At 66.0% G+C, this 14,340-nt stretch carries 14 protein-coding genes; 13 read left to right on the top strand and 1 reads right to left on the bottom strand.

Annotation, left to right across the window (positions count from 1 at the left end; all coding sequences use genetic code 11):
* The first annotated feature begins 26 nt into the window (after nucleotides 1-26).
* From FG93_RS15410 to FG93_RS15380, 7 genes are read left to right on the top strand one after another with little or no spacing between them, the layout of a single operon-like run.
* Nucleotides 27-1,376, top strand: coding sequence for a dihydroorotase family protein (locus tag FG93_RS15410; RefSeq protein ID WP_043235800.1), 1,350 nt, complete (start codon nucleotides 27-29; stop codon nucleotides 1,374-1,376).
* A gap of 11 nt (nucleotides 1,377-1,387) precedes the next feature.
* The gene (locus FG93_RS15405; protein WP_043235797.1) at nucleotides 1,388-2,632 is read left to right on the top strand and encodes a Zn-dependent hydrolase; all 1,245 of its coding nucleotides are present in this window, start codon (nucleotides 1,388-1,390) and stop codon (nucleotides 2,630-2,632) included.
* A gap of 4 nt (nucleotides 2,633-2,636) precedes the next feature.
* Entirely contained in the window at nucleotides 2,637-3,308 is a 672-nt protein-coding gene (locus FG93_RS15400; RefSeq protein ID WP_043235795.1) for a flavin reductase family protein, read from the top strand.
* On the top strand, nucleotides 3,305-3,994 hold the full coding sequence (locus FG93_RS15395; protein WP_043235794.1) for an aspartate/glutamate racemase family protein: 690 nt from the start codon (nucleotides 3,305-3,307) through the stop codon (nucleotides 3,992-3,994). Before FG93_RS15400 ends, FG93_RS15395 begins: the two co-directional genes overlap by 4 nt.
* Entirely contained in the window at nucleotides 3,994-5,415 is a 1,422-nt protein-coding gene (locus FG93_RS15390; RefSeq protein ID WP_043235792.1) for an FAD-binding oxidoreductase, read from the top strand. Before FG93_RS15395 ends, FG93_RS15390 begins: the two co-directional genes overlap by 1 nt.
* 8 nt (nucleotides 5,416-5,423) lie before the next feature.
* On the top strand, nucleotides 5,424-6,356 hold the full coding sequence (locus tag FG93_RS15385; protein ID WP_043235791.1) for a dihydrodipicolinate synthase family protein: 933 nt from the start codon (nucleotides 5,424-5,426) through the stop codon (nucleotides 6,354-6,356).
* A complete protein-coding gene (locus tag FG93_RS15380; protein ID WP_043235788.1) occupies nucleotides 6,356-7,141 on the top strand; it encodes an SDR family oxidoreductase in 786 nt (261 codons plus the stop codon). Before FG93_RS15385 ends, FG93_RS15380 begins: the two co-directional genes overlap by 1 nt.
* Nucleotides 7,142-7,363: 222 nt before the next feature.
* Here FG93_RS15380 and FG93_RS15375 read toward each other — a convergent pair whose 3' ends face one another.
* Nucleotides 7,364-8,050 (bottom strand): 2'-5' RNA ligase family protein, encoded by a 687-nt coding sequence (locus FG93_RS15375; RefSeq protein WP_152579449.1) that lies wholly within the window; start codon nucleotides 8,048-8,050, stop codon nucleotides 7,364-7,366.
* 4 nt (nucleotides 8,051-8,054) lie between these two features.
* Here FG93_RS15375 and FG93_RS15370 point away from each other — a divergent pair, with 4 nt between their 5' ends.
* From FG93_RS15370 to FG93_RS15345, 6 genes are all read left to right on the top strand, one after another.
* The gene (locus FG93_RS15370) at nucleotides 8,055-9,119 is read left to right on the top strand and encodes an ABC transporter ATP-binding protein (RefSeq protein ID WP_043235914.1); all 1,065 of its coding nucleotides are present in this window, start codon (nucleotides 8,055-8,057) and stop codon (nucleotides 9,117-9,119) included.
* 14 nt (nucleotides 9,120-9,133) lie between these two features.
* Nucleotides 9,134-10,264 (top strand): extracellular solute-binding protein, encoded by a 1,131-nt coding sequence (locus tag FG93_RS15365; RefSeq protein WP_043235785.1) that lies wholly within the window; start codon nucleotides 9,134-9,136, stop codon nucleotides 10,262-10,264.
* A gap of 68 nt (nucleotides 10,265-10,332) precedes the next feature.
* Nucleotides 10,333-11,163, top strand: a complete 831-nt coding sequence (locus tag FG93_RS15360) for an ABC transporter permease (protein ID WP_043235784.1) — start codon at nucleotides 10,333-10,335, stop codon at nucleotides 11,161-11,163.
* Complete coding sequence (locus FG93_RS15355; RefSeq protein WP_043235782.1) at nucleotides 11,160-11,975, top strand: ABC transporter permease; 816 nt, start codon at nucleotides 11,160-11,162, stop codon at nucleotides 11,973-11,975. Before FG93_RS15360 ends, FG93_RS15355 begins: the two co-directional genes overlap by 4 nt.
* Nucleotides 11,976-12,230: 255 nt before the next feature.
* On the top strand, nucleotides 12,231-12,788 hold the full coding sequence (locus tag FG93_RS15350) for an HdeD family acid-resistance protein (protein ID WP_052513810.1): 558 nt from the start codon (nucleotides 12,231-12,233) through the stop codon (nucleotides 12,786-12,788).
* A 51-nt stretch (nucleotides 12,789-12,839) separates the two neighbouring features.
* A complete protein-coding gene (locus FG93_RS15345) occupies nucleotides 12,840-14,327 on the top strand; it encodes a carboxylesterase (RefSeq protein ID WP_043235781.1) in 1,488 nt (495 codons plus the stop codon).
* The last annotated feature ends 13 nt before the right edge of the window (nucleotides 14,328-14,340 follow it).

The raw sequence follows: 14,340 nt of genomic DNA, 5'->3' as shown, positions 1-14,340 counted from the left end.
AGACAGCATCAACCGGGCATCAGAGCATGAGTGATTTCGATCTCGTTCTTTGCGGTAACGTCGTTCTGTCCGACCAGATCATCGAGGGTGGTTATGTCGCCGTGACCGGTGGCAAGGTCGGCGCTGTCGGCGCCGGTACGCCGCCTTCGGCGCGCGAGACGCAGGATCTCCGCGGCCAGTGGATCATCCCGGGCGTGATCGACGGCCAGGTCCATTCCGGGAGCCAGGCCAACCACGAAGGCATCGGCATGTGCTCGCGCGCCGCGGCCGCCGGTGGCGTCACCGTCATGGTCGACATGCCCTATGACGAGCCCGAGCCGGTCACCAACGCCAGGCTCTTCAACGAGAAGGTCGCAATCGTCGAACGCGACGCGCATGTCGATGTCGCGCTCTATGCCACGATCACCATCGAGAACGGCCTGCACGCCATTCCGGGCCTCGTCGATGCCGGCGCCTGCGCCTTCAAGTTCTCGACCTTCGAGGCGAATCCGACACGCTTCCCCCGCATCGGCGACGACACGCTCTACGAGGCGTTCAAGCTGATCGAGCCGACCGGCCTTCTCTGCGGTGTCCATAACCAGGACCAGGAAATGACGCGCCGGAACATCGCGCGCCTGATCGAGGCCGGCGATACCGGCTCCGACGCCTTCCTGCGCGCCCATACCCCGCTGGTCGAGAACCTCGCCACGGCACGGATCTACGAGATCGGCGCCGAGACCGGCGCCCGCGCCCATGCCGTCCATGTCTCGACCTCGCGCGGTTTCGAGATTTGCAATCTCTACAAGCGTGCCGGCTACAAGGCGACGGTCGAGAGCTGCGTGCAGTATTTCATGCTCAATGCCGAAGAGCACGGGCCGCGCTTTGGTGCCAAGATCAAGCACTACCCGCCGATCCGGCCGAAGGCGGAAAGCGAGCTGCTCTGGAGCCATCTCGCCGCCGGTCATTGCGATTTCATCTCCTCCGACCATGTCTCCTGGGGGCTGGAGAAGAAGGGCGATCCCAACATCTTCAAGAACACCTCCGGCGGTCCGGGCATCGAGACCCTGCTGCCGGCGCTGTGGACCGGCTGCGAGGAGCGCGGCATCTCCCCGACCATGGCGGTGAAGCAGCTTTGCGAAGGCCCGGCGAAGGCCTTCCTGCTCGCCGACAAGGGCCGTCTCGCGCCCGGCGCCGATGCCGACATCGTCGTGCTCGAGCCCGGCCGCTTCGTCCATGATCCGAGCAAGAGCCTTGCGGCGGTGAAGTGGAGCTCCTTCGAGGGTCGCGAATTCCGCGTCCGTGTGGCCGCGACCTATGTCCGTGGTGCTCTTGCCTGGGATGGCGCGAAGATCTGCAACAAGGCGGGCGACGGCCGCTTCCTGCGGCCTGCGGCGTAAGGCGACGACCGATGTCGATCGACGCAGATCGCTTGTGGCGGCGCATCGAGGCGCTGTCGAAGTTCACCGATCCCGATCGTCCCTGGACGCGGCGCTCCTTTACGCCGCGCTTCCTGGAAGGGCGCAAATGGCTGATGGCGGAGTTCCGCGCTGCCGGTCTGGAGACGACGGTCGATGCAGGTGGCAATCTCGTCGGCCGCCTCGCTGGCGCGGACCCCTCGTTGAAGCCGATCATCATCGGCTCGCATTCCGACACGGTGCCTTCGGGCGGACGCTATGACGGGATTCTCGGCGTGCTGGCGGGTCTGGACGTTGCGCAGAGCGTCGTCGAGCGCGGCGAGCGGCTGCGGCATTCGCTCGAGGTCTACGACTTCCTGGCCGAGGAGCCGAGCGAGTTCGGCCTCTCCTGCATCGGCAGCCGTGCCCTTGCCGGTGCGCTCTCCGACGAGATGCTGGCGCTGACGCGGCCCGACGGCATGACCTTGCGTCAAGGCATCGGCTTGGTCGGCGGCCGGCCGCACGAACTCGCTTCAGTGCGGCGCGGCGCCGACAGCGTCGCAGCCTATGTCGAGGTGCATATCGAGCAGGGACGCGTGCTCGAAAGCCAGGGCACGGCGATCGGTGTCGTCACCGACATCGTCGGCATCCGGCGCGAGCGCATCATCGTATCCGGGCGGGCCGACCATGCGGGTGCGACGCCGATGCCGTTGCGCGCCGATGCGCTCGTCGGCGCGGCAAAGCTGATCGAGGCCGCCTACGAGCGCGCCGGTGCGCGAGCGAACGATCCCCAGCCCCTGGTCGCCACCTTCGGTCGCATCGAGGTCAGCCCCAATGCCGCCAATGCCGTGCCTGGCGAGGCGGTCCTGACGCTCGAGGTACGCTCGGGCGACGAGGCGGCGGTCAAGGCGTTCGGCGGGGACCTGGTCAGTGATCTGAAGCCGGCACTGGCAGCACTGCGTCTCACTGTGCGGTCGGAACCGATCAGCCATGTACCGCCGACGGCCTGCGCGCCGGCCGTGCGCTCGGCGATCGCGGCGGCCGCGGCCTCGCTCGGCCTGTCGACGCGGGACCTGCCGAGTGGTGCCGGGCATGACGGGGTCTTCATCGCCCGCGCCGGTCCGATCGGCATGATCTTTGTGCCGTGCCTCGATGGCCGCAGCCATGCGCCGGAAGAGTCGATCGAGCCACACCAGGCCGCGGATGGCGCGCGCGTCCTCGGCGAAACGGTGCGCCTGCTCGACGCGACGCTGGGTTGACGCAATGGAATGGTCCGTCACTGATCTTGCCGAGCGCGATCTCTACAAGCTGCTCGTCAACACCGTATTGCCGCGGCCGATCGCGCTCGTCACCACGGTGAATGCGCAGGGTCACGCCAATGCTGCGCCCTTCAGCTTCTTCAACGTCTTCAGTCACGCGCCGCCACTCGTCGTGCTCGGCATCGAGGGCCGTGATCTGGGCGACACTCCGATGAAAGACACGATGCGCAACATCCGCGCCACGGGGACCTTCGTCGTCAACCTCGTCGACAGGGCACTCGTCGATGCGATGCAGGTCTGCGCGATCGATTTTCCCGGCGATGTCGATGAGATCGCGGCCGCCGGGCTTGAAACCGCGCCCGGCCGCAAGGTCGCCGCGCCGCGCCTCGCAGCGTCTCCGGTCCAGCTCGAATGCCGCGAGACGGTGTCGCTGTCGCTGGGCACACGCCATCGCAATCTCGTCGTCGGCGAAATCCAGCACATCCATATTCGCGATGGGGCGGTCGATGAGCGGCTGCATGTCGACATCGACAAGCTCGACCTCGTCGGCCGCCTGCATGGCGCCGACTGGTATGTCACCATGCGCGACCGCTTCCAGGCGCCGCGCCAGACGCTCGACACCTGGCGCGCGCGACAGGATGCGCGGCGCACGAAGCCGGAAGGAGAGGTCCCGTGAGCGGCACGATCTTTGTCATCAACCCCAATTCGAACGGGGCAGTGACCGCCGGCATCGATAGCGCGGTGGCGCCGCTCCGCTCGGTCGATGGTCCGGCGATCGAGTGCCTGACCCTGGCCGAGGGGCCCCCTGGCATCCAGTCCCAGCGCGATATCGACGGCCTGATCTCGCCCATGCTGAGGCGGGCGGCCGCGCTGGAGAACGAGGCTTCGGCCTTCGTCATCGCCTGTTTCTCCGACCCGGGCATGTATGCCCTGCGCGAGCAGAGTGAGAAGCCGGTGCTGGGCATTGCCGAGTGTGGGGTCCTGACCGCCTTGACGCTGGGCCAGCGCTTCGGCGTGATCGCCATTCTGCCGGGCTCGATCCCGCGTCATTTGCGCTATTTCGGCGCGATGGGGGTGACGGATCGCCTGGCCGGCGATCTGTCGATCGGCCTGACGGTGGCCGAGCTCGCCGATGACGCGCGGACCATGGGACGGATGACCGAAGTCGGGCGCAGCCTGCGCGACACCCATCACGCCGATGTGTTGGTGATGGGCTGCGCCGGCATGGCGCGTTTCCGCGAACCGCTCGAGAAAGCGCTCGGTGTGCCCGTGGTCGAGCCGACGCAGGCAGCGGTGACCATGGCGATCGGCCGCGCCCGGCTCGGCTGGGGCGGGCGCCCGCTCCAGGGGAATGCTGCGTGATGGACCTTGTTGCGCGCCTCGCCGACATCGTCGGTGAGAGGCATGTGCTTGCCGGCGCCGAAGCGCAGGCGCCGTTCCTGACGGATTGGCTCGGCAAATACAGGGGCGCTGCTGCAGCCGTCGTTCGGCCCGGTTCGACCGAGGAGGTCGCGGCCGTGATGGCGCTTTGCGCGGCGCGGAGGTGCCCGGTCGTCCCCCAAGGCGGCAACACCAGCATGTCGGGCGGCGCGACGCCGGACATGTCGGGACGCGCCATCGTATTGTCGCTGACGCGCATGAACCGGATCCGCGCGGTCGATCCGGTCGGCAACACGATGACGGTCGATGCCGGCGCCGTACTGGCCAAGGTCCAGGAGGCTGCGAAGGCGGCCGCGCGCTTCTTCCCGCTCAGCCTCGGGGCCGAGGGGAGCTGCACGATCGGCGGGAATCTCGCGGCGAATGCCGGCGGCGTCGCCGTGCTGCGCTACGGCACGATGCGCGAACTGACGCTCGGCCTCGAGGTCGTATTGCCGGACGGGAGGATCTGGGACGGCCTCACCGCATTACGCAAGGACAATACCGGCTACGCCTTGCGGGAGCTGTTCATCGGATCGGAAGGGACGCTGGGCGTCATCACCGGCGCAGTCCTGAAACTGTTTCCTCAACCGTTGGCGCGCGCGACAGCCTTCGTCGCGTTGCATGACGCGAGCGCCGCCCTGTCGTTGCTGTCCTCGGTGCGCGCGCGCTGTGGCGATCGTCTGACCGCCTTCGAATTCATGACCGGCGATTGCCTCTCGCTCATCCTGAAGCACGTCACCGAGGCGCGGTTGCCGCTCGGCGCCCTTCCGCCCGCGGCGGTGCTGATCGAATTATCCGATGCGGATGACGAGGTGGCGCTGACGGAGCGGCTCGAAGGCGCGTTGACGCAGGCCATCGAGGCGGAGATCGCCCTCGACGCCGCCATCGCCCAGGATGGTGCGCAGGCCAAGGCGTTCTGGCGTATCCGCGAAGGCGTCTCGGAAGCCCTGGTCCGCGAAGGCAAGGCTGCCAAGCACGATGTCTCGGTGCCGGTCGCGGCCATGGCCGATTTCGTCGCAGCCGCCGACGCGGCTGTCATCGCCGCCGCGCCCGGGGTGCGCCCGATCGTGTTCGGCCATCTCGGGGACGGCAACCTGCACTACAATCTTCTGCCGCGTGTTGGACAGGGCGATGCAGAATTCGCCGCCCTCGCACCAGAGCTCACCCGCATCGTGCATGACGAGACGCGCAAGCGCCGCGGGTCGATCAGCGCCGAGCATGGCATCGGCCAACTTCGGGTCTCGGAGATGCCGCGCTGCAAGGCTCCGATCGAGCTGGACCTGATGCGTTCGCTCAAAACCCTGTTCGACCCCCACGGTCTGCTTAATCCGGGCAAATTGCTGCCCGACCCCATCAAGAACTGAGGATCATCATGGTGTTGTTGGATGAAGGCGCGAAGGGCGTCTATGTGATTGCGGTCACGCCGTTCACGGAGGAGGGCGCGCTCGACCTGCCGAGCACCGACCGCATGGTCGATTTCTACCTCGAGAAGGGCGCCACGGGCCTGACCGTGCTCGGCATGATGGGCGAGGCGCCGAAGCTGACGGCGGAGGAATCGCGGACATTCGTGCGGCGGGTTCTGGCGCGGGTGCAGGAGCGCGTCCCGGTCGTGGTCGGCGTCTCGGCGCCGGGCTTTGCCGCGATGCGGGAGCTGAGCGACAGCGTCATGGCCGACGGAGCCGCGGGCGTGATGGTGGCGCCGCCCGCAAGCTTGCGGACCGACGACCAGATCGTCTCCTATTACGACATGGTCGCAAAGACGCTCGGACCGAAGATCCCCTTCGTACTGCAGGATTTCCCGCTGGTCACGGCCGTGCAGATCGCTTCCTCGGTGATCCTGCGCATCGTCGCGGCGCAGCCGAGCTGCGTGATGCTGAAGCACGAGGACTGGCCGGGGCTCGCCAAGATCTCGGCCCTGCGTGCGGCGAGTGACAAGAACGGCGCGCGGCGCATCTCGATCCTCGCGGGGAACGGCGCGATGTTCCTGCCGGAGGAATTGTCGCGCGGGGCCGATGGCGCCATGACCGGATTTGCCTATCCAGAGATGATGGTCGATGTCTGGAAGGCCCATGCCGCCGGGGACGTCGAACGCGCCCATGACCTGTTCGACGCCTATCTGCCGCTGGCGCGCTATGAGCAGCAGCCCGGCCACGGGCTCGCCATTCGCAAATATCTGCTCGCCAAGCGCGGCGCGATCGCGTCGGGCACGGTGCGCAGCCCCGGTTCGACCCTCTCGGCGGCCGACATTGCCGACATCGAACGTCTCGTCGCCCGTCAGACGCGGCGCCTCAAGGAGATCAACTGATGGATCTGGGCATTAACGGAAAGCGCGCATTGGTGCTTGGTGCCAGTCGCGGCCTCGGCGCGACGATCGCGCGCACGCTCGCCGCCGAAGGTGTGACCGTGATCGCGGCTGCGCGCAATCAGGACGCGCTCTCTGCCTGGATCGGCGAGCTGCCGGCTGAGCAGCGCAGCCGGGTGGTTGCCGCCAAGCTCGACCTTGCGGATATCGCCTCGATCGATGCGCTGGCCGACAGGCTGATCGCCGAGGGCGGCGTCGATATCCTTATCGGCAATTCCGGTGGACCGCCGCCGGGCGAGGCCCGCGACGCGAAGCGGCAGGATTGGCTGATGCATTTCGAGGCGATGGCGGCCAACCTGTTTCATGTCGCGCAGCGCCTGCTCCCAGGCATGACCGAGCGGGGCTGGGGCCGGATCGTCACCATCGTCTCCTCCGGCGTCGAGCAGCCGATTCCTCGCCTTGCGCTCTCCAATGGCGTGCGTGCCGCAGTCGTCGGCTGGTCGAAGACGCTGGCCTCCGAGGTTGCCGCGCAGGGCGTGACCGTGAATGTCGTGCTGCCCGGCCGCATCCACACCGAGCGCGTGGATCAGCTCGACGACGCAGCTGCGACGCGAGCCGGCGCGACGAAGGACGCGATCACGAAGGCCTCGATCGCCACGATTCCGACTGGCCGCTACGGCAAGCCGCAGGAATTCGCGGATGTCGTCGCATTCCTTGCCAGCGAGCGGGCATCCTATGTCACGGGCGCCAAGATTCGGGTTGATGGCGGGCTGATCCGCGGGATCTAATTCCCAGGGGATTGGGGCATGGGCGCGTGCTCATTTGACCTGTGTGAACAAATGAGCCGCGCCGCGATTGATCCGCGGCAGGAAGGAACGCCTTTCTGCCGGTAGCGAGTTCCCCGGCCGGGACGATCAGAGCGGCGTCGCCTGGTCCATCCCGGTCCTGCGCGCGACCTGCCGATGCCCGACCTCCGCCGAGTGCGGAGCGCGGGCGGCTGAGGTTCTAGACTAGATTCCCTTGCCAAGCTGTGCCGTCTCGATCACGGCCCATTCGGAAATGGGGATGTCCTGGCCTGACCGAACCACGCAGAGGCGGTCAAAGGTGATGGCTCTCCCGGTCAGCATGCGCTGAAACTCGGCCGCGGCCGAGGCCTTCGGGGCGGGCGCGACGGGGCCATAGAGCAACGAGACATGCGGCATGAAGCTGTCCGCCATTTCGCTGTCCAATCGCTGCTTGAGCTGCTCCAGCGGCGCACTGATGCGAAAGCGCGCATAGAAGGACCGGAAATAGCCATCGCTGGTTTCGATCGCGGCGACGGCCTCCCGGAAGGCCGGGATCGTGGCCGCAGCCTCCGCAATCCCGGCTTCGAGCGCAGCAACGGGCAGATCCGTATCACCCCTGACCGTCAGGTGCGGCGTGAACAGCGGCGTACCAAAGCGGCCGGCGAGATCCGCGACCAGACCGGAGAGGAACGCGCCGTCCTCGGCGCTCGGCATCAGCCAGATCGAATGGATGGGGGGTGACATCAAGGCTTCACAAACCTGTTGCACATCGGCGCGAGTGTTCGTTATGTTTATTCCAAGCGCTCCATAAAATGGAAGAGACATTCCATTGAGCTGGAAAAAAGGTCGCGACAGGGGAGAAGCCGTTTTGCAAGCGGGAGTGCCGGACAGGGCGCGCAGCGGCGCGGCCATCAGCGTGCGTGACCTGCATGTCGCCTATGGCGGCACGCGGGTGCTGCACGGCGTCAGCCTCGATTTCACACCCGGCAGCTTCACGGCCCTTCTCGGTTCGTCCGGCTGCGGCAAGACCACCCTGCTGCGCTCGCTCAGCGGCTTCGTGCCGGTGCAATCCGGTTCGATCATCGTCGGCGGCACTGATGTCGCGTCACTCCCGCCGGAGAAGCGCGGGATGGCGATGGTCTTCCAGTCCTATGCGCTTTGGCCGCATATGACGGTGCTGCAGAATATCGGCTACGGGCTGAAGCTGCGTGGAGCGTCCAAGGCCGAGATCGCCGCCAAGGTTGCGTCCATGCTCGAGTTCCTCGGTCTCACGGGATACGAGAGCCGCAAGGTCACGGCGCTCTCCGGCGGGCAGCGTCAGCGCGTGGCGCTTGGCCGGGCGCTGGCGATCGATCCGGGCATTCTGCTGCTCGACGAGCCGCTCTCCAATCTCGACGCCAAGATCCGCATGACGATGCGCCACGAGATCCGTGCGATCCAGCAGCGGCTCGGCCTGACCGCCGTCCATGTCACGCATGATCGCGAGGAGGCCATGACCATGGCCGACCGGCTCGTCATCATGCAGGCGGGGCGGATTGCGCAAGTCGGCACGCCCGAAGAGGTCTATGATCGCCCGGCGACCGCTTTCGTGGCGAATTTCATGGGCGCGGAGAATGTCCTTCCCCTGCATGTCGAGCGCTCCGAGGGCGGCGCTTCGCTGAGGGCGGGCGACGCCTCGGCCCGGGTCACGTCCGAGGCATTCGATGCTTTGCCGGCCGGAGATGCCGTCGCCTATTTCCGCGACGATGTCGCGCGCCTCGATGCGATTGATGCACCGGCCTTCGACGACCTGCTGGTGCCCGGACGCATCGCCGCTCGCGCCTATCCCGGCGGGGTCTACCGCTACCGGGTCGAAGCCGCCGGCCGCCAGATCACGGTCGACGACACCACCCGTCACGAACTCGGAACGAAAGTCGGCCTGCGCATTCCGCCGCAGCGCCTTCACATCTTCCCGGCATCCGAGGCCGGGATCGCCGCCTGACAGGGAGTCAGCTCATGCGCATTCTTACAGTTGCCTGCTCGATTGCAGCGCTGATGGTGGCGACGCCGCTGTCGGCACAGACCCTGAACGTCGCCACCGCCGGCGACCAGAACATGGTCGATTACGTCAAGGACTATCTCGGGCCGATGTTCGAGAAGTCGCATCCCGGCGTGAAGGTCGTCTCCGTTGGAACCGGCGCCGGCGACTCCGGATCGCAGAAGATCTTCGAGAAGCTCGATGCCCAGAAGAGCGCCGCCGCTTCGGATTTCGATGTTGTCGTCATCCACCAGAAGGCGGCCGGCACGATGGTGAAGGAAGGCCTCCTCGCCAAATACACCGACAAGGTCGAGACCGCGAAGCTCGTCTCCAGCGAGACCGCGAAGAACGCGCTTGGCGCCGACGTTTCCGGCTTCGTGATCCCGATGTTCCAGTCGCAGACCGCGCTCGCCTACAATGCCGATTTGCTGAAATCGCCGCCTGCGACCTATGCGGAACTGAGGGACTGGGCCAAGAAGAACCCCAAGCAGTTCGGCTATAACGGCATCAAGGGCGGCATGTCCGGCGTCGCCTTCGTGGCGGGCTGGATCTATGCATTCGGCGGCGACGCGGACAAGCTGATCAAGGGGCCGTACGATCCCGCAGTGAAGGCATCCTGGGATGGCGCGCTTGCCGACCTGAAGGACTTCAACAAGAGCGTCGTGATCACGCCTGGCAATGCCGGCACGCTCGACATGCTGAACCGCGGCGAGATCGCCATCGGGCCGGTCTGGGTCGACATGTTCTATACCTGGCAGGCTGACGGCAAGCTGCCGCCGAACATGAAGCTGAAGCTCGCTGCCCCCGGCATGCCGGGCCAGCCCATGTACTATGCCGTGCCGGAGAAGACGGCGCACCGGAAGCTCGCCGAGGAGTTCATCGCGCTGGCCACCAGTCCGCAGGTGCAGGCAGACGGCATCGTGAAGAAGTTCAACTGGTATCCGGGCATCGACGCCAAGAATCTTGAAGGCAAGCTCGATCAGGCGGCCTGGAACAAGCTCTTCACCGACATCTCTCCGACCGATTTGGCCAAGAACGCCAAGGCGTTCCCGATCGCGCCCTATTTCAACGACATTCTCGAAAGCTACGAGAAAAAGGTCGCGAACTGACGCGTTCCAGCCACCTCCTGGCCCGACGCATGTCGGGCCACCCTTCCTCTCGATCGGCGCACCTGCCCATGTCCCAACGCCAGCTGGCGCTGATCCTGATCGCGCCGGGCCTGTTCCTCGTCGCGGCCCTGTTCCTGTATCCGCTCGGCTTTTCGCTGGTCTCGGCCTTCACGCGGCCGGACGGCTCCCTGACGCTGGAATGGTTCGCCAAGGCCTTTGAGCTTTACTCCGGCGACATCGTCTTCACGGTGATCATCGTGCTCGCGTCCTGCCTCCTGACGGCACTGGCGGCGATCGCCATCGCGGGAACGTTGACGCTCGGCGAAAACCCGTGGGTCGTGGGCACGCTGAAGGCGCTCTATCGCTGGCCGCTCTTCATTCCCTTCATCGTCGCTGCGCAGTGCATGCGGACCTTCCTCGCCAAGAACGGGCTGATGAACAACACCTTCGTCTCGCTTGGCCTGATGGAGCCGTTGAGCGCGACCAGCTTTCTCGACTGGCGCGGCATCATCGCGACCTTCGTGTGGAAGCAGACGCCCTTCGTGGCCCTGCTGCTGGCCGGCGCACTGGCGTCGATCGACCGGGCGACGCTCGAAGCCGGCCGGAATCTCGGCGCTTCGCGTCTACGAGTGCTGGTGGAACTCGCGCTGCCGCAGGTAATGCCGACGCTCCTCGTCGCGCTGGTCCTGTCCTTCGTGACGATGCTCTCGGTGCTGTCCGTGCCGATGATGGTGTCCGGTTCGCAGCCGACCATGCTGACCGTCGACATGGCCTTCCGCATCAACGCCTATGGCGACTACGCCACTGCCAATGCGCTCGGCGTCATCACCTATCTCATCAGCGCCGGCGCCGCGATCCTCTATTTGAAACGCGGCATGTCGAAGGAGGCCGCGCCATGATCCGGCTCGCCTCCACAGCGAGGGCGGCGCTGGCCGCTGCTCTTCTCACCGCTTTCGCCTTCGTCCTCATTGGTCCGCTCGCGAACCTTGCTCTGTGGTCCGTCGCCGAACGCTGGTACACGCCCTACAAGCTGCCGGTGACCTATGGCACCCGCTATTGGGAGCAGGTCTTCCGACCGACCGGCGATGCCATGGCCTCGCTCGGTACCAGCGTATGGATCGCCGTGCTGACGGTCATCGTCGCGCTCGCGCTCTCGATCCCGGCCGGCTATGCGCTGGCGCGGCTGAAGCTGCCGGTGCGTGCGCTGTTCATGGTGATGTTCCTGCTGCCGCAGGCATTCCCGTCGGTCGCGATCTACATCAACGTCGCGCGTGTCTTCTACCAGATCGGCATCAACGGCACGGTGCTCGCCGTGGTCCTCGTCCACGCCGCTCACGGCCTCGTCTATTCCGTCTGGATCGCGGCGGCGGCCTTTGCGGCGGTCGACAAGGACCTGGAACTGGCCGCCCGCAATATCGGCGCCTCACCGTTGCGCACCTTTGCCACGGTGACGCTGCCGCTGGCTGCACCCGGCATCATCGCCAGCGGCATCTTCGTGTTCCTGGAATCGCTCGACGAATTCACCGGCACCTTCTTTGTCGGCGTGCCGCAGGTCACGACATTGCCGCTGCTGCTCTACAACGCGGCGATGGGCGGCAATTACCAGGTCGCGTCGATCACGGCGCTGATCCTGCTCGTCCCGTCGGTGCTGTTCATGCTGTTCATCGAGCGCTTCCTGCGCGCCGACGTCCTGGCGAAGGTCGGTGCGTGAGGCCACCAGCATGTGCCTGAGAGCGGTCCAGGGCGTCTGCCGTCATTGCGTCAGCAAACCAGGGCCGCGGCTCGCCAAAACCCATGAAAACGGGATTCCCTGACTAGCTTTGGGATTCCCTGCTGATCCGTCCCGAGACCAGGCGCGGCATAACTGCACATGACGGCATTGTCGGTCGTGATTGCCTGCCGGCCCGGCAGGCAAGGTCGGCGGCAATGTCTTCGCGTGGCTCTACAGCGATGGATTGCGCAACTCATGGCCCAGAATTCCAGCACGTCCGATCACAGCCTCGTCCGGCTGATGTCGGGCAAGATCATCGCTCTCGGGATTGCGCTGGTGATTTGCGGGATCATCGCGATCGCGAGCCCCGCCATCTCGACCATGGCGGTGACCTTGTTCCTTGGCCTGGTCCTGGCTGTCGCCGGCGCCTTGAGGGTGGTCCAGTCCTTCATGGTCAAGGAGTGGAGCGGTTTCGTCTGGCAGTTGCTGGTGGGGATGATCGAACTACTGGGCGGTATTCTGGTGTATTTCAACCCGATGAAGGGAGCGATCGCCATCACCCTCGTGATCGCGCTTGTCCTGATCGCGGAAGGCCTCGCCCAACTCGGGCTCGCCATCAAGATGCGGGCGCAGAGCGGCGTGGGCTGGATGTTCTTGTCCAGCATCATCACCATCGTCGTTGGTGTCGCCCTGGCGATGCGGCTCCCCTATGACGGCATCTATACGCCGGGCACGCTGGTGGGCGTCTCGCTGCTCTTTGCAGGCTGGGCCTATATCGCGATCGCGCTCGCCGCCCGGAAGGCCGCTGCCTGACCTCCCGGTACGGCGTATCATCGACGGAGCAGGTTCTCGAAGGTTTCAGGCATGCGTAGTTTCATCGGCAAGACGCTGAAGCGCGGAGGCGTTGTCCTCGCGATCGTCGCCCTGTCCCTGCTCGGATTGCGCATCTACGACACCCAGCGAGGCGCGCCGCTTGAACCCTGGCACACCTATGTGCCGCACGAGCTCTCGATCGAGGAACTCGATCGCGCCGGCTGGGGCGACTATCTCAAGGCGGAGGCGGCCGCCTTCGCGGGGGTGCGGGCCGAGGTCACGCAAAAGCTCGCTCCCGAGGAACGCATTCCGGTCAATCGCTATTTCGACGGCAGCGCGATCCATCCCGAGCATTTCAAGCAGGACTGGAACCGCTCCTATGTCCTGGAGCCGGAAGGCAAGCCGGTGGGCGTGGCCGTGTTCCTGCACGGGCTGACGGATTCGCCCTACAGCCTGCGCCATGTCGCCCGACAATATCGCGACCGTGGCTTCGTCGCCATCGCGATCCGCCTGCCCGGGCATGGCACGGTGCCGGCTGGACTGACCGAGATCGAGTGGGAGGACTGGCTGGCGGCGACGCGTCTCGCCGTCAGGGAGGTGAGAAGGCGGGTGGAGCCTGCCGCGCCGCTGCATCTCGTCGGCTTCTCGAACGGCGGCGCACTCGCGCTCATGTACGCGCTCGAAGCGCTCGAGAACAAGGAGCTGGCGCGACCGGACCGCCTTGTCCTGATCTCGCCGATGATCGGCATCACGGCCTTTGCGCGTTTTGCCGGGCTTGCCGGCCTGCCGGCCATCCTGCCGGCCTTTGCCAAGGCGGCCTGGCTGAGCGTCCTGCCGGAGTTCAATCCGTTCAAGTACAACTCCTTTCCGGTCAACGGTGCGCGGCAGTCGCATCTGCTGACCAACGCCCTGCAGCAGAAGATCCTGCGGCTGGCGCGGGAAAACCGGCTGAAGGATCTGGCTCCGCTCATCAGCTTCCAGTCGGTGATGGATTTCACCGTGAGCACGCGGGCGATCATCACTTCGCTCTATGCCCATCTGCCGGCGAATGGCAGCGAGCTCGTCCTGTTCGACCTGAACCGTTCGACCAAGTTCGGGCCGCTGCTGAGCTCGGCCTCCGACACGCTGTTGAGCCGCATGCTGCCGGCGCCGCCGCGGAATTTCCGGGTGTCGATCATCACCAATGCCAGTGAGGATTCCAGCGATGTCGTCGAGCGGGTGACGGAGGCCGGCGCATCGGCGGAGACCGTGCGGGACCTCGGGCTGTCCTATCCCTTCGACGTGTTTTCACTGTCGCATGTCGCCCTGCCATTCCCGGTGACTGATGGCCTCTACGGGCTCAAGCCCGATCCCGAGGAGGATTTCGGCATCAAGCTCGGGGCGGTCGCCGCCCGCGGTGAGCGCGGCACCCTGATCGTGAATCTGGATTCGCTGCTGCGGATGTCGTCGAACCCGTTCTTTCCCTATCTGCTCGAGCGGATCGAGGAGCCGCTGCGCGGCGGGGCGCACGTATCCCCGGCCGCGCCCGTCACACGATAGGCGGCGCCGGAGC

This window comes from Allobosea sp. LC85 (assembly GCF_000735605.1).
Taxonomy (GTDB): domain Bacteria; phylum Pseudomonadota; class Alphaproteobacteria; order Rhizobiales; family Beijerinckiaceae; genus Allobosea.
Note: the sequence above shows the minus strand (reverse complement) of the source record. Positions and strands in the feature narration are given on the sequence as shown.

What these genes read in the sequence shown, in the direction of transcription:
- FG93_RS15385 (WP_043235791.1), top strand. Translation starts at nt 5,424, where the DNA reads ATGGTGTTGTTGGATGAAGGCGCGAAGGGCGTCTATGTGATTGCGGTC.
- FG93_RS15350 (WP_052513810.1), top strand. Translation starts at nt 12,231, where the DNA reads ATGGCCCAGAATTCCAGCACGTCCGATCACAGCCTCGTCCGGCTGATG.
- FG93_RS15390 (WP_043235792.1), top strand. Translation starts at nt 3,994, where the DNA reads ATGGACCTTGTTGCGCGCCTCGCCGACATCGTCGGTGAGAGGCATGTG.
- FG93_RS15375 (WP_152579449.1), bottom strand. Translation starts at nt 8,050, where the DNA reads ATGGCCGCGCCGCTGCGCGCCCTGTCCGGCACTCCCGCTTGCAAAACG.
- FG93_RS15355 (WP_043235782.1), top strand. Translation starts at nt 11,160, where the DNA reads ATGATCCGGCTCGCCTCCACAGCGAGGGCGGCGCTGGCCGCTGCTCTT.
- FG93_RS15400 (WP_043235795.1), top strand. Translation starts at nt 2,637, where the DNA reads ATGGAATGGTCCGTCACTGATCTTGCCGAGCGCGATCTCTACAAGCTG.
- FG93_RS15405 (WP_043235797.1), top strand. Translation starts at nt 1,388, where the DNA reads ATGTCGATCGACGCAGATCGCTTGTGGCGGCGCATCGAGGCGCTGTCG.
- FG93_RS15345 (WP_043235781.1), top strand. Translation starts at nt 12,840, where the DNA reads ATGCGTAGTTTCATCGGCAAGACGCTGAAGCGCGGAGGCGTTGTCCTC.
- FG93_RS15360 (WP_043235784.1), top strand. Translation starts at nt 10,333, where the DNA reads ATGTCCCAACGCCAGCTGGCGCTGATCCTGATCGCGCCGGGCCTGTTC.
- FG93_RS15365 (WP_043235785.1), top strand. Translation starts at nt 9,134, where the DNA reads ATGCGCATTCTTACAGTTGCCTGCTCGATTGCAGCGCTGATGGTGGCG.
- FG93_RS15410 (WP_043235800.1), top strand. Translation starts at nt 27, where the DNA reads ATGAGTGATTTCGATCTCGTTCTTTGCGGTAACGTCGTTCTGTCCGAC.
- FG93_RS15380 (WP_043235788.1), top strand. Translation starts at nt 6,356, where the DNA reads ATGGATCTGGGCATTAACGGAAAGCGCGCATTGGTGCTTGGTGCCAGT.